This is a genomic window from Sphingobacterium sp. HJSM2_6 (genome assembly GCF_049316305.1).
GTDB lineage: Bacteria > Bacteroidota > Bacteroidia > Sphingobacteriales > Sphingobacteriaceae > Sphingobacterium.
The window spans coordinates 158,338-175,561 of sequence record NZ_JBMOXB010000003.1 but is presented as its reverse complement, the minus strand read 5'-3'; the positions used below and the strand labels follow the sequence as shown (position 1 = coordinate 175,561).

At 36.3% G+C, this 17,224-nt stretch carries 14 protein-coding genes; 12 read left to right on the top strand and 2 right to left on the bottom strand.

Annotated features, from left to right (window positions below; genetic code table 11):
* Positions 1–213 precede the first annotated feature (213 nt).
* From ACFRAE_RS04530 to ACFRAE_RS04495, 8 genes are all read left to right on the top strand, one after another.
* Positions 214–630 carry an SRPBCC domain-containing protein gene (locus ACFRAE_RS04530; protein WP_422795934.1) on the top strand — a complete coding sequence of 139 codons (417 nt, stop codon included), beginning with the start codon at positions 214–216 and terminating at the stop codon, positions 628–630.
* Positions 631–641: 11 nt separating this feature from the next.
* A complete protein-coding gene (locus ACFRAE_RS04525; RefSeq protein WP_422795933.1) occupies positions 642–1,067 on the top strand; it encodes a DUF1801 domain-containing protein in 426 nt (141 codons plus the stop codon).
* A gap of 242 nt (positions 1,068–1,309) precedes the next feature.
* Positions 1,310–1,804 carry an SRPBCC family protein gene (locus tag ACFRAE_RS04520; RefSeq protein ID WP_422795932.1) on the top strand — a complete coding sequence of 165 codons (495 nt, stop codon included), beginning with the start codon at positions 1,310–1,312 and terminating at the stop codon, positions 1,802–1,804.
* Between the two features lie 138 nt (positions 1,805–1,942).
* Entirely contained in the window at positions 1,943–2,389 is a 447-nt protein-coding gene (locus ACFRAE_RS04515; protein WP_422795931.1) for a VOC family protein, read from the top strand.
* 222 nt (positions 2,390–2,611) lie between these two features.
* The gene (locus ACFRAE_RS04510; RefSeq protein WP_422795930.1) at positions 2,612–3,436 is read left to right on the top strand and encodes a VOC family protein; all 825 of its coding nucleotides are present in this window, start codon (positions 2,612–2,614) and stop codon (positions 3,434–3,436) included.
* A 66-nt stretch (positions 3,437–3,502) separates the two neighbouring features.
* A complete protein-coding gene (locus tag ACFRAE_RS04505; protein WP_422795929.1) occupies positions 3,503–4,042 on the top strand; it encodes a DUF1697 domain-containing protein in 540 nt (179 codons plus the stop codon).
* An 18-nt stretch (positions 4,043–4,060) separates the two neighbouring features.
* The gene (locus ACFRAE_RS04500) at positions 4,061–4,579 is read left to right on the top strand and encodes an SRPBCC family protein (protein ID WP_422795928.1); all 519 of its coding nucleotides are present in this window, start codon (positions 4,061–4,063) and stop codon (positions 4,577–4,579) included.
* Positions 4,580–4,676: 97 nt separating this feature from the next.
* Entirely contained in the window at positions 4,677–5,216 is a 540-nt protein-coding gene (locus tag ACFRAE_RS04495; protein WP_422795927.1) for a hypothetical protein, read from the top strand.
* Here the strand turns inward: ACFRAE_RS04495 and ACFRAE_RS04490 are convergent.
* Both ACFRAE_RS04490 and ACFRAE_RS04485 read right to left on the bottom strand, forming a co-directional pair.
* Positions 5,213–6,349 carry a serine hydrolase domain-containing protein gene (locus tag ACFRAE_RS04490; RefSeq protein ID WP_422795926.1) on the bottom strand — a complete coding sequence of 379 codons (1,137 nt, stop codon included), beginning with the start codon at positions 6,347–6,349 and terminating at the stop codon, positions 5,213–5,215. The two genes, ACFRAE_RS04495 and ACFRAE_RS04490, sit on opposite strands and share 4 nt — an antisense overlap.
* A gap of 174 nt (positions 6,350–6,523) precedes the next feature.
* Positions 6,524–6,898, bottom strand: a complete 375-nt coding sequence (locus tag ACFRAE_RS04485; RefSeq protein ID WP_422795925.1) for a YkvA family protein — start codon at positions 6,896–6,898, stop codon at positions 6,524–6,526.
* A gap of 606 nt (positions 6,899–7,504) precedes the next feature.
* Between ACFRAE_RS04485 and ACFRAE_RS04480 the strand changes: the two genes are divergently transcribed.
* From ACFRAE_RS04480 to dgoD, 4 genes are all read left to right on the top strand, one after another.
* A complete protein-coding gene (locus ACFRAE_RS04480; RefSeq protein WP_422795924.1) occupies positions 7,505–10,771 on the top strand; it encodes a SusC/RagA family TonB-linked outer membrane protein in 3,267 nt (1,088 codons plus the stop codon).
* Between the two features lie 10 nt (positions 10,772–10,781).
* Positions 10,782–12,656, top strand: coding sequence for a RagB/SusD family nutrient uptake outer membrane protein (locus tag ACFRAE_RS04475; protein ID WP_422795923.1), 1,875 nt, complete (start codon positions 10,782–10,784; stop codon positions 12,654–12,656).
* Positions 12,657–12,999: 343 nt separating this feature from the next.
* Positions 13,000–15,474 carry a phosphocholine-specific phospholipase C gene (locus tag ACFRAE_RS04470; protein ID WP_422795922.1) on the top strand — a complete coding sequence of 825 codons (2,475 nt, stop codon included), beginning with the start codon at positions 13,000–13,002 and terminating at the stop codon, positions 15,472–15,474.
* A 396-nt stretch (positions 15,475–15,870) separates the two neighbouring features.
* A complete protein-coding gene (gene dgoD / locus ACFRAE_RS04465) occupies positions 15,871–17,049 on the top strand; it encodes a galactonate dehydratase (protein WP_422795921.1) in 1,179 nt (392 codons plus the stop codon).
* Positions 17,050–17,224 lie beyond the last annotated feature (175 nt).

Below are 17,224 nucleotides of genomic sequence, written 5' to 3'. Positions count from 1 at the left end.
AATAATAAAAACCATAGCTTTCTATAATAAAACGGGCTATGGTTTTATTTTTGTAATAAATTATACTACAAATAAATTTAAATATCTTAATTTCCTGCTTTTCTCGATTATAATATTTTTAGTTTACTTAAATTTAGTTAATAATCAATCAGATGTGCAATTAATATAATAGCCAATAACAACATTTGATACATTAACTATAAATGTACTAAAATGGCAAAAAATCAAATTCATATCGTCGTTAGAATTAAGGCCGATATTAAGAAAGTATGGGATTCCAATTTAAAAGCTGAAGTCTTTGATCCACTGGATAAACAGGATCGGGAATGGTATTGTCCTGAAGTTCAAAATGATTTTAGGGTTGGAGGCAAATTCAAGTATCATTTGGTTAATCAAGATAAAAGGTTTGATTTTAAATTTTCAGGGGTATATACCGAAATTATCCCTTATGAAAAGATCTCCTTTGAATTTGATAAAAAAAGGAAAGCATCTTATCATTTCAAAGTAAAAGAGGGTTTGACTGAGGTCAATCTGTATATTGAACCCGATGGTATTCATTCCATTGATCTTCAGAAAGCAGGTTGGGAAGTGGTAATAGGTAGTTTTAAAACATACGTCGAAAATTTATAAGGTTTAAAATAATGTCCACGACTAAAACAGCATTTTCTGAATTTCCTGTAGACCAATTTTTGGAGACTATTCCTTCCGAAAGGCAACGGATTGATGCACAAGCATTAATAGGATTAATGCGAAAAGTCTCAGGAGAAGAACCTAAAATGTTTGGAAGTTCCATAATTGGTTTTGGAAATTACCATTACCAATATGCATCAGGTCATGCTGGTAATGCCCCATTACTAGCCTTTTCTCCACGAAAATCTGCAATTTCCTTGTATGTGTATACCGGTTGTGAAGAGCATCTGCCTTTAGTACAAAATTTAGGTAATTATAAGATTGGAAAAGCTTGCATTTACATCAAGAAGCTAAATGATATTAATCTTAATGCGCTCGAAAAATTGATGGAAGAAACGGTAAACTATATTTCCAAATTATATACCCGCATTGGTTGATCGTTTATTGGGGTAACTCGACTCAATTATATAAGTCTTATGCTGATGTGTAGGATTCGATTTGTTCAAAACAAACTTTTTAAGGTAAAACTTGTTTTTATATCCTGACGATTGTCAATAATACTTGTCTTATGGCAAGTATGAAGCCGTAAAAGTAGTTTAATTTTGATTAGCTCGTTTAAATTATGGAAGCCAAGCTTTAGAATGATTTAAAAATGAGGAATTATACTAACGCAATATTTATGGAACATACGAACAAAACTTTATTTAAGATCAACGAAAATCAAGTTATTATCAGCAGGGATTTCAAAGGGACATTGGATCAAATTTGGAGGGCTTATACAGATCACAACCTAACAGATCAATGGTTTGCTCCACAACCTTGGAAGTGCACGACCAAAGAACAATCCTTCGAAGTCGGAGGAATATGGTTGTATGCGATGAATGGCCCAGCAGGAGAAAAACATTGGGCTATGTTTCGATACGAAGAAATTATTCCTCTGGTACGTTATTCAGGATTTGATGCGTTTTCTGATGAAAATGGTCAGATCAATTCTGAACTTCCAACTTCTAAATGGAACACTGAATTTTTCTCGAATGATTCGTATTGCACCGTTGTAAATACCTGTACCTTCTCAGATCAACAAGTTTTAAAGGAATATTTAGACCTCGGTTTTAAAGAAGGGTATGAGCAAAGTCAATTTAATTTAGATAATTTGTTGTTAAAATTGGCTTAACCAACTTATAATGCATCATTATACAGAACGAATAGATACCGCTAATATTTTTTTTATCCTAAAATTCCTGCTGACAATAGGCTGTCATATTCGCTTTTATCTTCGTGACTATATTCATATAAACTAATTTAAATTATTATGGCAAAGATTCATGCTTATTTAAACTTCGATGGAAACTGTAAAGAAGCTTTTCAATTTTACGAACAAGTTTTTAATACCTCTAATTTAGGGACCTATCTATACGATGATATGCCTGCCGATCCATCCCATCCGCCTTTACCAGCTGATGCAAATGGTAAAGTGATGCATACGGCAATCAAAATTAATGAAGATACTATGATTATGGGGTCTGATATCGTGGAAGGATTTGGACATCGATTAACTACTGGAAATTCAACATATATTATGTTGGATACTGCTACAGCTGAAGAAGCACAAGCTATTCATCAGCTATTATCTGCTGATGCAAAATTAATAGAAATGAATTTAGAGGAAACCTTCTTTGCTGAATTGTACTCTTCATTTCAGGATCAATTTGGGATATATTGGATGATTCACTTTGAAGGAAATAAAAAAATGGATTAAGGAGGAGCACATAACCTATGCTAAGTGTATAGTTTATTAAAACCTTATTCCCATATTTCTATACCATTAAGAACTTACTAGATTTATATAAATAGAGTAAGTTCTTTTTGGTAGAAATCAGTACACAAGCATCTTTAAGATGCCGCAATTTATTGAACTATGCTATTTCTTCAACACCTATTTATTCAGGCTCAACTCAATCAATTCTATAAACAGAAAATCATGAAAAATAAACTAATTCCTGCAATATGGTATGATCAAAATGGATTGGAAGCTTTTGATTATTATACCGCAGTTTTTCCAAATTCTGATATTTACAAATCTAACCCTGTGGTTATCCAAGCAAGTATTGCGGGCTTAGATTTTATTGGTATCAATGGGGGCCCCATGTTTAAGCCAAATCCCAGTATATCGTTCATGGTTGTTTTTGAAAGTAAGGAAGCACTACAACAAGCATGGGATCAATTGATTCAGGGCTCTAACATATTAATGCCCTTAACTCAATATCCTTTTTCAGCATATTATGGTTGGTTGGAGGATCGCTTTCAAATTAATTGGCAATTTTATTTAGGAAAACTTGCTGATGTCAATAATCAGGCTGTAGTTCCTACCTTAATGTTTGGATCCAAACATCAAGGTCAGTGTCAGGAGGCGCTGGATTTCTACCAGAAACTATTTTCGGATTTTGAACTACAAGGAATATTGAAGTATACAGAAGGTCAGTATCAAGGTCAGATTCAACATGCACAATTTAGAATTTTGGGAACAACCATGGCTGCAATGGATAGTGGTGTTCCCCAAGATTTTACTTTTGATGAAGGCGTTTCATTAACAATTACCTGTAAAGATCAGGAAGAAATAGATTATTATTGGGATTCCATCTGTAGAGAAGGCAAGGAAAGTCAATGTGGATGGTGTCAGGATGTTTATGGGGTCAATTGGCAAATAGTTCCAGAAAACATGGATTTTCTGATGGAGAATCACCTGCATGCAGGCCAACGATTAATGAAGATGAGGAAAATTAATATTGCGGAATTAATGCAATAATAGATAATTTTAACCTTGCAATCGGAAATGTTGGATTGCCTTTCTTATTAATTTTAGTTTTATAAGATGAAAAGCTATGTCATTTTTTTAAGAGCTGTAAATGTATCAGGTAAGCATATACTTCCTATGGCTTTACTCAAGAATGAATTGAGTCATTTAGGCTTTGATGCTGTACGTACCTATATCCAAAGTGGAAATATTTTATTGAAAAGTAAGCTGGATAAGCAGGACATAAAATATGCAATTGAAGACCTTATCCATAAAAAATTTTCTTTTACTATAGAAGCTTTTGTGTTGAATGAAGAGGAATTGATTCGTGCAATAAATAATAACCCTTTTGATTCAAGCTTACCTGGGAATCGTGTTTTTTATACTTTTATATCGCAACCACCCTCGGAAGAAAATTTGGTTAAAAGTAAATTAATACCCATTGGATCTGAAGAATTCTACCTCATTGATCATGTCGTCTATTTTTACCTTCCAGAAGGAATGGCGAGGAGTGTATTGAATAATGCGTTTTTTGAAAAAAAATGGAATACAGTGGCAACAGGAAGAAACTTGAATACGATTTTGAAAATGAAAGAACTAATCCAAATTAATAACTAGTTTTAATCCCCAAATATTATGAAAATTCTTAAAACTATTTTAAAAATCCTTGTCGGTCTGTTGGCCATCATTCTTGTAGTAGCAGCTATTTTGCCTAAGGAGTTTCATGCCGGAAGTAAAATTGAAATTAATAGGCCAAGTCAAGAAGTTTTTGACTATGTCAAATTATTAAAGAACCAAGCTTTTTATGACAATTGGTCTCGTCAAGACCCGCAAATTGAAAAGCATTACGAAGGGGAGGATGGAACTGAAGGTTTTACCTATACTTGGAAAAGTAAAAAGGTAGGGGATGGGAAGCAGGTTATTAGGCATATCGTAGAAGGAAAAAGAATAGATATGGACATCTATTTCAACGGATCAACGGATGCTAATAAAACTTTTATAGCTGTCCATCCAGTTGATAGCACGCATACCCAAGTGCAATGGGAGATTGATGGAAAAATTCCATACCCTTTTAATATAATGAGTTTATTTTATGATATGAATAAGGATTTTGTGGAAGGTCTGGAAAGGTTAAAAGGCATATTGGAGAAATAAGACAAAAACTTTACCGGTATCTGCTAGATCAAGTTGGTTTAAATACGCCATCAAACATTTTTACTAATTAAGCGTTATCAACAAAATAATGGTGGATATGAAATATATAGCGATGATACTAAATGGTTTGCTACTTATAGGCTGTCAGTCAAACCAAGGAAATGCGGCCCATTCGATAGCTGATACAACACTAATTGCCGACAAGGATGTTCCGCAAAAAGAAATGGAATCAAATGCTTGTGCATGGCTGAAAATTCAAGTGGAGAGTTATTTTAACCAAGAAGAATCATCCATCATGGAATCCATGACCACAAAAGAATATTATGAATACAAAATGGATGCCATGAATGTAGATCTGGGACTAACGGGTAGTTTAAGTCTAACGGAGTTCAATAAAAAATGGAGTCCTTTTTTCAATGTTCAATTTGCAGGAATAGGCTCAGGTTTTTTGATATCAGGGCAAGACTGGAAAGAGATAAAATTGTCTACCTGTGATATCGTAAAGGAAACAGATACAGAAATTATCTTGAAAGTATTAATATCAGATTGTGGATTATCCATAGATTATCATCGCGAAATATCGTTAGTTAAAGTAGATGGTGAATTTAAAATAAGCGATGTCAAGGAATACGACTAATAGTTGTTGGCATATATCCGGCTTAGCCAATCGAAGAGTGTTAAATCAGCTTTCCCTTGAATCTTAATCTCTAATTCTTGCAATATGGCTTCAAAGCATTCAGCAATGATTAAATCGTCTCGGTTACTAAATAAATTGATGTAAATTCCCAAATCTGGTTGTTGTAAAACGATGTTGTGAAATCCAGTACTTTCACCAGAGTGTACAAAATATTGATTTTGCTGTAGGTCGGAAACAATAAACCATCCCATGCTGTATCTAATTGCATTGCTGATAGGAAATTGATTATACCTGAGTAAATCAATATCTAGTCGTAGTTTTCTATTGGCTCCACTTTTTGAGATACCTATTGCCCATTTCAAATAATCGTTTGCAGAAGTATATACACCTCCATCTCCCTTAGTCGCACTGGTCAAACTTTGATCTGCAAAAACAAATTGGCTACCCTGAGGATGAAAACCATAAGCTCTATTTTTGATTTTAGCCTTGGTGGTATACAGCAAACTATTGTGCATTTTGAAGGGACTAAAAATTACCTCATTTACATATTCTGGATAACTTCTGCCACTTGCCATTTCTACTATTAACGCTAACAGGCAATAGCCCGTATTGCTGTATCGAAATTTACTGCCTGGTTCGAAATATAAACTATCTAAAGGATTAATAAAATCCAATACATCTTGATCCATTAATTGCTTTTTTTGCGTTTTTGGGATTAAATTTTCGTAATCTAAGATACCCGAGCTATGATTTAATAATTGTTGAATGGTAATGTTTCCCACCTTTAAGGATAATTTTGGAAAAAAATCTTTGATTGGTTGGTTGATTTGGATTTTTCCTTCGACTAATAATGTGTAAATAGCCATGGCAGTAAATTGTTTACTTACCGAAGCCATTCGAAAATTACTAGTTGCTGTTAAGGGTTTTAATGTGGCTACTGAAGAAACGCCTTGCTGATGGGTGTAATTTAGTTGATGTGCTTTGCTCTGAATTCCTAGAACTATACCAGGTTCATTTGCGTTTGGATAATATTGTTTAATTATATTATCTAGTTTTTGATTTAGCGACTGAGCATTTCCAGTTTCTACAAAATTAATCATCAATAGAATCAAGATCGTTGTCCAATTTTTCATCTCCAATGCTACATAAATAATTTAGAATTTGAAAATTAGGATAGCATATGTAGTTAAATCTTAATATTTAATCACAATCAGGGTAAATAAAAAACTTCTTATTGATGATTCAAAAAAAAAGGCTAGGCGATATGCAATCCATAGCCTAACCTTTATTCTATAGTTAACGATTTGTTAAAAATCGATTTTACTGAATTGACTTTTATATTTTTTGTACCTACTGATTTCATCAGCCAATTTGGAAATGGCATAACCAACAATGGAAGCATCATCCAACCATCCTAGGATAGGTACAATATCTGGAATAGCATCTATAGGAGAAATGACATAAATAATGGTGGCAATAATGACAGACATATTCCATTTGTCCATCTTGTAATTTCCAGCTAAGGTGTCTTTTACCATCGCGATGAGTAGCTTAAAATCATTGGATTTCCCCTCCAAGTGCAATGCCTTATTTTCAGCCTGAGCAATATCATCTTGTTTTAACGTTCTGTTTTTGAACAAGTTAAATAGTAGTAAAGCTCTGCTAAAGTAATTTTTATTCATGTTTTTAATTTTCATTTCATCTATGACCGTAATTCCAATCGAAAGTTTAATTTTTAGAATTTCTAATCCTTATAAGTAAATGCTGTAAAATTCCATGCCAAGTTTATACAGATTTGGATTTCTTCCGCATCATCTTAGCATCTTGTTCGAAACTTTCGGTGGTTGTTCCGAAGGAGATCCGCATGAGAACCGAAGGAGATCCTTAGCAAATACAAAGCGGTATACTTAATTTAATCTAGGATTCTCTGATAAAAGGAGGCAATAATGGACTAACAAGTTCCTTTTGATTTTAACTTTTAGTATATAATTCTATGTTTAATAAGGAATGGACGCTCAATTCATGGCTTTTAAGATTTAAAAATGATTCTTCTGGTGTACATAATTTAAGAACTTGTTACAAAGTGTTGAGGGTTTTAAAATAATAAATTTAAAATTTTAATTATGACAGGCTTTATATGCTTAATTTTAAGCAATTAAGCAATGTTATCGAAAATACTCAGTGTAGTTTGGTTAATAGTTAATGATAGTTGATTTTAAGTAATAAATTAATTGATTATATTAGAAATACTGAACATAAATCTATAACTAATTAACTAATTCAATTCTATGCTGAAACACAGCTTCCTCCTCACAGGAAAGAATGGGTTAAAACTTTTGGGAGCAAGTGGAATATGTGTCATTTCGACACTTTTAACTCCCTCTTTGTTTGCCTATTCAGCTAAGTACGTGGATGTATCCACCTTACATTGGCAAAATGAAATCACCGTAAAAGGTACAGTAAAAAGTAGTAGTACAGGATTACCTATTTCAGGAGTTTCTGTATTATTAAAGGGAACGAATTTGGGGACCCAAACTGACGAACAAGGGCAATTTGTATTGGAAAAAGTTTCTGGTACCGGAACTTTAGTCTTTAGTTCAATAGGGGTAGAAACCAAAGAAGTTCCCATTTCAAATCAAAGTAACTTGACTGTAACATTAAATGCTTCTGAAGCTAATATTGACGAGGTTGTCGTGGTTGGCTATGGTACCCAGAAGAAAGCTACTGTGACAGGAGCAGTAGCATCAGTAAAAGGAGAGGAGCTTAAAAAATCTCCTGCAATCAATTTATCGAATGCGATTGCTGGTCGCGTGCCAGGAGTGGTTGCAACAAATGGAAGTGGTGAACCAGGTTATGATGGCTCCGGAATTCGTATCCGGGGAACCAATTCATTAGGTGATAGTGGACCGCTAGTGGTGATTGATGGAATTCCGGCGCGTGCGGGAGGTATCGAACGATTAAATCCGGCTGATATAGAAAACATATCGGTTTTAAAGGATGCCTCTGCCGCAATTTATGGTGCTAGAGCAGCGAATGGTGTTATCCTTGTGACCACCAAACGCGGAAAGACTGGAAAACCGCAGTTATCTTATTCCTTTAATCAGGGATTTTCGCAACCTACTGTAATTCCAAAATTAGCAGATGCTGTGCAGTATGCAGATCTCCGGAATGAATTGGAAATTTTCAAACTCCCTGTCGCAGAATGGACTGCTGCATTCGAAGCCTTTAATACGACAGGTACCTATACCAAAGCAGATGGCTCTACGGTCACTGCAGCATTTGATAATGAAGATAAAAAACTATTTGCGGATGGATCAGACCAATGGGGACATCCCAATACCGATTGGTATAAGGAAGCTCTGAAAAATTGGTCTCCTCAATCCAAACATAATGTACAATTGGATGGAGGTTCTGACGAATTCAAATACCTCATGTCCATTGGTTATCAAAATCAAGATGGCTATTATAAAAATTCGGCCACAGGCTATAAGCAGTACGATATCCGATTGAATTTAGATGCGAAAATCAATAAATACGTCAAAACTCAATTTGGCGTATTAGGCCGCCAAGAAAATAGAAATTTCCCTACCAAAGGGGCGTCTACAATTTTCCGGATGTTAATGCGTGGAAATCCTACGATGCCTGCTTATTGGCCAAATGGAATGCCGGGTCCAGATATTGAATATGGAGAGAATCCTGTGGTTATTTCCACCGATGCGACAGGTTATGATCGGGACAAACGGTATTATTTTCAAAGCAATGGACAAATTGATATCACCATTCCAGGTATAGAAGGGTTAAAAATTACTGGAAATGCCGCGGTGGACAAGTATGTCAGAGGAACTAAGCGATGGGAGATTCCTTGGTTTTTATATACTTGGCAAGGTGGTTATGAAGCAGATGGGACTACGCCCTTGTTAGTTTCTGGAAAAAGAGGTCCTGCAGAACCAAGGCTAAACCAAGGCAATGAAGATCAGATGAATGTTTTATTAGGAGCCGTGGCGAATTATGATAAAATCATCGGCGATCATACCTTTAATATTTTAGCGGGGGTGAATCGGGAAACCATTCGTAATGATAATTTTTCTGCTTTCAGACGATTTTTCCTTTCGAATAATATAGACTATTTGTTTGCCGGTGGTGATGGAGAAAAAGATAATAATGGAGGGGCATGGGAACGTGCGCGATTGAATTATTTTGGACGTGCAAACTACAATTACAAAGGGAAATATATCGCCGAATTACTTTGGAGATACGATGGATCCTATATGTTTCCAGAAAATTCGCGGTATGGATTCTTTCCAGGAGCGATGTTAGGCTGGATGGTTTCGGAAGAGAATTTTTGGAAAGAGCATGTTCCTGCTGTAAATTATTTCAAGATTCGTGCTTCGTATGGACAAATGGGTAATGATAATATTTATTACGACAATGAGTTGCAGGAATACCAATACTTTTTAACCTATGGATTCGGCAGTTATATCATTAATAATGAGGTCATGAAATCCTTAGCCGAAAGTCGAGTGCCCAATATGTTCATTACCTGGGAGGTTGCTAATAATTATAATTTAGGATTCGATTTTCAGTTTTTAGGAGGAAAATTTAATGCGGAATTTGACATTTTTAAAAACAGCAGAGCGAGTATTTTGTGGCGGAGAAATGCTTCCATACCGCAAAGTACAGGAATGAGTCTACCTGCAGAGAATATTGGTAAGGTAGATAACTCGGGTTTTGATTTTAATGTAGGTTATAAAGAAACATTTGGTGCTTTAGGCTTTTCGGCTTCTGTGAATGGAGGTTATGCCAAGAATAAAATTGTGTTTTGGGATGAAGCCCCAGGAGCACCAGAATGGCAACAGTCTACTGGCCGTGCAATTAATGCAGGATTGTATTATATCTATGATGGGGTATTTAAAGATGCCAATGATATAGCGAATAATACCATTAATTATGGCGCAATCACTGGGGTGAATGATGCCAACAACCCCAACGATTTGGGTAGGTTAAGACCAGGCGACATGAAGTATAAAGACTTCAATGGAGATGGAAAAATTACGCCAGATGACCGCGTTCGACGCGATAAGAACACGACCCCAACTTTTCAAGGTGGACTTAATTTAGGTTTCAATTACAAAGGATTTGATTTATCAATTTTATTTCAAGGGGCTACCGGTGGCGAGCTTCGTGTAGGAACGGATGAATCGGGAGCAATAGGAAACTATTTATTGGATTTCTATGAGAATCGTTGGAGTCTGGAAAACCCGAGCAGCGAACATCCAAGAATTACGGATCGTAGCGATCAGTATTACTCCAGCGGAAATACGTATTGGCTTAGAAGTACCGATTATATCCGTTTAAAAAATGTGGAGTTAGGGTATAACTTACCAGCAGATTGGATCAAAAAAGTGGGGATTGGAAATGCTCGATTATTTTTAAGTGGGATGAATTTAGTCACCTGGAGTAAAGTCAAGGTTTATGACCCAGAATCCACCAATCAATTGGGCCAATACTACCCACAAGCTCGTTTAATTAACTCAGGTATTATGGTCTCTTTTTAATCAAATTACTATGAAATTTTATAAGAATATAACATATATAGGGATTGCACTATCGGGATTAACGATTTCATGTAACGATGATTTTGTAAATACGAAACCATTGGAGGAAGTGCCCGCTGAAACAGTATGGACTGATCCTGCTTTGGCTCAAGCCTTTGTTTTTGAAATTTATAATGGATTTGGGGTTGGTGGATTTTATGAACAACAAATGGCATCGATGACCGATGAGGCCTTATTTACCCATCCCGGAAGAGGAATTAATACCGTCACAGAAAGTCGATCAAACTCAGCTGATCAAGGTTACGTGATGGATACCTATAGTTATGGCAATATGTATGCTCGAATACGTGCTACAAATATTGCTATACAACAATTGCGCAATCCGCAATTTAATGATGAAACCAAAGCCAATGAACTCTTGGGTGAGGCCTATTTTCTAAGAGCATATTTTTACCAACAGTTATTGCGTTTTTATGGTGCAGTTCCTCTTGTGAAACAAGTCTATGCTTTAGGAGATTCTGATTATACCAAAGAACGCGACAGCTATGAGGCTTGTGTAGATTTTATTGTTAGCGATTGTGATTCTGCAGCTTTGTTAATGAAAAGTGTTAAAAAAGTGGATGGTCGTGCCAATGCAGTAGCAGCATTAGCGTTGAAATCTAGGGTGTTAACCTATGCGGCAAGTGATTTGCACGATGTCCCAACCGCTAAATCTAAGTCATCTATCCTAGGAGGTTTTGCAAATCCTGAATTGCTAGGCTATGTGAGCGGAGACCGACGTGCTCGTTGGCAAAAAGCAAAAGATGCTTCAAAGATGCTGCTAGATTCTGTAAACTATCGGTATAAATTGGATTTATCTGCTCCAGTTTCTGCTGCAGAAGGGACTTCCAATTACATGAGTATTGCCATGGCTGGAGGCAGTAAAGTGGTGAGTGTAGATGGTAAGCGAGATCTGATTTTAGGTCGTTTTTTTACGGATTTGAAAGATGAGCGAGGAGGATGGGTAGGTCGTGATAATGGTCCGAATGGATACCATAACTGGTCTGGAAATTCGCCCATTCAATTGATCGTGGATGACTATGAAATGCAATCTGGAGTCGCATTTAATTGGGCGAATAGCGCTCATAAAGCATCACCTTATCGCAATCGTGACCCACGGTTTTATGCAACGATCTTGTACGATGGAGCCAATTGGAAACCTCGAACTGCCGATGTTCGGGAAAGAGATCCTGCGAGTCAAATACAAACTGGCCGTTATGAGGTCATAGTAGGAGGTACTAAAAGCACACATTTTGGTCTTGATACGAGAAATAGCCCTATAGAGGATTGGAATGGATCTTATACGGGATATTATTATCGCAAGTTTGTAGATCCCGATCCAGCTATAGAAGATCAAAATACCCGACAACGAATTCCTTGGCCTTTATTGCGGTATACCGAAACAGTTTTGAATTATATTGAGGCTTGTATTGAATTGGGTGAGGATGCAGAGGCGAGAAATTGGTTGAATAGGATTCGATTTAGATCAGGTATGCCTGCAATTACTGATTCGGGGGCTGCCCTAAAAAACAGGTACCGGAACGAGCGTAGGATTGAACTTGCGTATGAAGAACATCGGTTTTTTGATGCACGAAGATGGATGATTGCCTCCAGCACCTTAGGTCGCAAAGTGACTATTATGGATGTTTTTGGAACATTGAAATCCGGAGCTTCTGTTTCCAGGTATAAATATGATACGAATAGTTATTTATATACGTATACGGTGAATGCATTAAGCACAGGAATTGAAAATAGAAGCTGGAATGATAAAATGTACTTCAGTTCCATTCATCGTGATGAGATTAACAGAAATACAAAATTGATACAAAATCCAGGATACGAATAATCTAAAGGATCCTCAATATGAAATTGGCCGAATCAAAAGTAGACTTTAGATTCGGCCAATTTTATGTTATCCATTTGTTGAGTTTCATGTGTGCTCGATTTTAAATATAAATTTCTTAAAAACGAAGGGAAATAAGTTTTTCACTCACACGCTTAATTTTTCGATAATATTTAAAAATACACGGACTTTGTGAAGGAGGGGTACAAAGGGATTCGGTATCCTCCCAATTTGATTTAATTGTTGTTTTTAGATGAACTAAATATTAAGTTTTTGTTTTTATAATTCTTATCTTGTTTTACTTAAAACCTAATAATTACATTCGTCCGAAATTTGATTAAAGATCATGAATACGAGAAGAGATTTTCTTAAACAAGCTTCCTTATTGGCTGGAGCAAGTGCTGCTTTTCAACTAATTCCAGCATCTATACAACGTGCTTTAGCCATTGAAGCAGCTGCAGGCACAAGTTATTTAGATGCTGAACATATCGTTTTTCTGATGCAGGAAAATCGATCTTTTGACCATTGCTATGGAACGCTGAAGGGAGTAAGGGGCTTCAATGACCCTCGTGCAATGATAAAACCGGATTTATTACCAGTTTGGTATCAACAAAACAAGTTGGGCGAATATCGAGAGCCCTTCCATTTAGATATTGAAAATACGCAAGTGACCTGGATGGGGGATTTACCTCATGGTTGGAGAGATATGGTTCAAGCAAGAAATGAGGGTAAAATGGATGCCTGGTTGGAAGCTAAGCGTGCAGGGAATCCAAAATTTCAACACATTCCGTTGACGATGGGTTATTATACACGAAAAGATATCCCATTTTATTATGCATTTGCAGATGCATTTACAGTTTGCGATCAACATTTCTGTTCTTCATTGACGGGAACTAGTGCAAATCGATCTTACTTTTGGTCTGGAACCATTCGTGAAGAACCACATCAAGGTGATTCCATCGCGCATACGGATAATGGTCAGATAAATTATAAAGACGTTACATGGAAAACATATCCTGAGCGTTTGCAAGAAGCAGGGGTTTCTTGGAAAGTATATCAAAATGAATTGAGCCTACCCGTAGGATTAGATGGGGAAGAAGAAGATTGGTTGGCCAATTTTACAGATAATAATTTAGAGTTTCATAAGCAATATCAGGTTAAATTTCATCCAGCTTATCAGCAGTTTGCTCAAAAAAGAGTGAAAGAAATTGACCATCAATTGATGGTGAGCCGATTTGCTTCCGAAGAAGCCTATCAAAAGGTCTTGAATCAGTTAAATGCTTTTAAAAAAGATATAGAAGACTTTTCAGCAACGAAATTTGCTGCATTAAGTTTACAAGAGCAACAAATCCATCAAAGGGCATTTACGACAAATGCTACAGATCCGGACTATCACCAGCTGGCTGAAATTGCTGTCGGAAAACAAGGGGCAGAAGAATTGGTAAAAGTTCCAAAAGGGGATGTCTTTCACCAATTTCGTCAAGATGTGAAAAATAATGAACTCCCTACTGTTTCTTGGTTGGTAGCGCCATGCCGATTTTCCGATCATCCAAGTTCACCATGGTTTGGGGCATGGTATGTTTCAGAAACCTTAGATATATTAACAGCTAATCCTGAGGTCTGGAAAAAGACTATTTTTGTGTTAACATATGACGAAAATGATGGCTATTTTGATCATGTGTCTCCATTTGTTCCACCCTTAAGTAGTAGAAAAGAATCAGGAAAAGTTCCAAAAAGCGTAGATACACAGGATGATTACGTAACCAATGAACAAGAAAAAAAGCGATCAGGAAACCCTGCCGCAACTATTGATAGCCCAATAGGTTTAGGTTATCGCGTTCCTTTGGTTATAGCATCTCCATGGAGTAAGGGCGGTTGGGTAAATTCGGAGGTTTTTGACCATACGTCAACGCTCCAATTTTTGGAACATTTTATTCAGAAAAAATATAAAAAGGACGTGAATGAGTCCAATATATCGGAATGGCGTAGGTTGGTCTGTGGCGATTTGACCTCCGTATTTCGGCCTATTCCTGATTTGAAAAAACCTGAATTAGAATTTGTGAAAAGGGATGCTTATGTCGATAGGATTTTTTCATCGCGACAGAAAGAGCTTCCAGGAAATTTTAAGTCTTATGCCACTATCGAAGAACTGAAAAAAAAGTTAGGTCAAACTAATATTTCAACTGGTTTAAACTTGCAAGAGAAGGGAACGAAGCTGGCCTGTGCTTTACCTTATGATTTGGATGTTAATATAGAAGTGGATAATTCAAAACAATTGATTCGATTGGTTTGCGATTTGAAAGGTAATTTGGCAAGTCAAAAGCGTGTTGGTATACCCCTATATGCAAATGCATGGACGAAAAATTTAGAAGGCAAGCATGAATGGAAAACTTGGAACTTCGGTGTGAGGGCTAAGGAAGAATTGTACTATGAATGGCCATTTTCATTGTTTAATCATGCTGATTTTGATATTCGCGTATATGGACCAAATGGATTTTATAGGCGATTTAAAGGATCCTTGGCACAGGAGGTATTAGACGTTTCTGTGCAGGTAAATAATCCAAAAAAAGGACTCATTATAAAAACGGCTAAATATTCGAAATCAATTCAAATTACTGATCCATCTTATAAGCGTAAAGGTGAAATTATTTCAAGTGGAAAAAAAGGCTCTGTAAACTATACGCTAGTTAGTAGTAACGGATGGTATGAGTTTATGATTTCCTGTGAAGAAAATGGAATTCAATATTCCTATGCAGGACATCAAGAGAATGGAAAAAGCAGTGTCACAGATCCATTGATGGGGGATGCGCTTGCTACCTAATGGAGTGAATTTGTTTGTTAGAAACCAAAAATTAATAAATAAAACCGCTGATCTTGAAAATGGATTAGCGGTTTTTCTTTAGTAAATGCAATAACTTAATAAATAGTTAATGAAGCTCCTGTAATGGAATAGTTGCTCCAAAATATAAAATGTCGAATGGGGCTAGTAAAATAGTGAATTTGTTATTCACAGTGGAATAATAAGGGTAAGAATTGCTTTGTTTTCAGCTATAGTTGGATCATTTTGTAAGGTGTTAGGTTAAATCATTCATACGGTTTGGTTTGAATTTGATTAAAATAGTTTAATAAGTTATTAATTCATTTAATTTGACTATTTGTAGTTTTTTATAGGTTTGCTTTCATTAAATCAATGAAATTGTTAACCTAAATAATCTACATGAAAATTACAGCTATTGAAACTTTTGTCTGCCATGCGCGTATGCGAAATTGGATTTTTGTGAAAGTGCTGACCGATCAACCGGGATTGTGGGGCTGGGGAGAGGCGACTTTAGAATGGCATACTCGTTCTGTGGTAGGAGCCGTAGAAGATTTGACACAATTACTTATCGGTGAAGATCCGAGACGTATCGAACATTTATGGCAAATGATGTACAGGCAACATTTTTGGCATGGTGATAATATCGTACGTGGTACAGCAATTAGTGGGATAGACATCGCATTGTGGGACATTGCTGGCAAGATTCATAATGTACCATCTTATGAGTTGATGGGTGGAAAAGTACGTGATTATGTGCGGTTATATTGTCATTTAGGGGGAGGTAAGATGGAGGATTTTTATGAAACAGACTGTAGTGATGCGAGTAGGTTTGGCGAATTGGCCATACAGGCGGTGGAAGAGGGTTTTACAGCATTTAAATCGATGGCAGTGCCTGAAACCATGCCTTTAGAAGGATTGCAGCCTATAAAATATGCAGAATCTTGTGTTCGTGCCATGCGGGAAGCGGTTGGAGATCATATCGATATCATGGTCGATTGTCATGCCAGACCAAGTCCACGAATGGGAATGCAATTTGCCAAAGCATTAGAACCTTATGGTTTGTATTTCTTTGAAGAACCTTGTTGGCCGGAGTCCGCCGAGGATATTGCTTTAATTCAACGATCGGTATCAACTCCTATTGCTTCGGGTGAACGTTTGGTAGGCATACATGCATTCCGTGATTTATTAGAAAAAAGGGCAGTTAGTGTTATTCAACCTGATATTACTCATTGTGGTGGGATTACGGAAACGAAGAAAATAGCAGCTTTAGCAGATGCTTATCGGGTTTCCATTGCACCACATAATCCGCAAGGACCAGTCAGTACGGCCGCTTCTTTAGCGGTTGGGTTTTCGACAAGTTCCTATATTATTTGTGAAAGTGTGCATAATGATGTGCCATGGAGACAAGATGTTGTCGATGAATATTATGAAATCAAAAAGCAGGGAAGGACTGTATTACCGAATACGAGACCAGGACTAGGAATTGAAATCAATGAGAAAGAAATTTTAAAACATCCATTTAAACAAGAAGTATTGCAACGAACGTTTTATAAAGATGGAAGCGTGGGTGATTGGTAGGGATTGGAACAAATATTACTTATGATTTGTGGTTAATCATAGGGGGTAAAACCGAAACAGGTCAATTTATTGGCCTGTTTTTTTTATTTGGAATGAGCGTATTTTACCTTTAGTTCAAAAATTGAAATTATAAATTGTATTTTTGTTTACAATTATTTCTCAATTAAAGTAGCCT

What these genes read in the sequence shown, in the direction of transcription:
- ACFRAE_RS04530 (WP_422795934.1), top strand. Translation starts at nt 214, where the DNA reads ATGGCAAAAAATCAAATTCATATCGTCGTTAGAATTAAGGCCGATATT.
- ACFRAE_RS04525 (WP_422795933.1), top strand. Translation starts at nt 642, where the DNA reads ATGTCCACGACTAAAACAGCATTTTCTGAATTTCCTGTAGACCAATTT.
- ACFRAE_RS04520 (WP_422795932.1), top strand. Translation starts at nt 1,310, where the DNA reads ATGGAACATACGAACAAAACTTTATTTAAGATCAACGAAAATCAAGTT.
- ACFRAE_RS04515 (WP_422795931.1), top strand. Translation starts at nt 1,943, where the DNA reads ATGGCAAAGATTCATGCTTATTTAAACTTCGATGGAAACTGTAAAGAA.
- ACFRAE_RS04510 (WP_422795930.1), top strand. Translation starts at nt 2,612, where the DNA reads ATGAAAAATAAACTAATTCCTGCAATATGGTATGATCAAAATGGATTG.
- ACFRAE_RS04505 (WP_422795929.1), top strand. Translation starts at nt 3,503, where the DNA reads ATGAAAAGCTATGTCATTTTTTTAAGAGCTGTAAATGTATCAGGTAAG.
- ACFRAE_RS04500 (WP_422795928.1), top strand. Translation starts at nt 4,061, where the DNA reads ATGAAAATTCTTAAAACTATTTTAAAAATCCTTGTCGGTCTGTTGGCC.
- ACFRAE_RS04495 (WP_422795927.1), top strand. Translation starts at nt 4,677, where the DNA reads ATGAAATATATAGCGATGATACTAAATGGTTTGCTACTTATAGGCTGT.
- ACFRAE_RS04490 (WP_422795926.1), bottom strand. Translation starts at nt 6,349, where the DNA reads ATGAAAAATTGGACAACGATCTTGATTCTATTGATGATTAATTTTGTA.
- ACFRAE_RS04485 (WP_422795925.1), bottom strand. Translation starts at nt 6,898, where the DNA reads ATGAATAAAAATTACTTTAGCAGAGCTTTACTACTATTTAACTTGTTC.
- ACFRAE_RS04480 (WP_422795924.1), top strand. Translation starts at nt 7,505, where the DNA reads ATGCTGAAACACAGCTTCCTCCTCACAGGAAAGAATGGGTTAAAACTT.
- ACFRAE_RS04475 (WP_422795923.1), top strand. Translation starts at nt 10,782, where the DNA reads ATGAAATTTTATAAGAATATAACATATATAGGGATTGCACTATCGGGA.
- ACFRAE_RS04470 (WP_422795922.1), top strand. Translation starts at nt 13,000, where the DNA reads ATGAATACGAGAAGAGATTTTCTTAAACAAGCTTCCTTATTGGCTGGA.
- dgoD (WP_422795921.1), top strand. Translation starts at nt 15,871, where the DNA reads ATGAAAATTACAGCTATTGAAACTTTTGTCTGCCATGCGCGTATGCGA.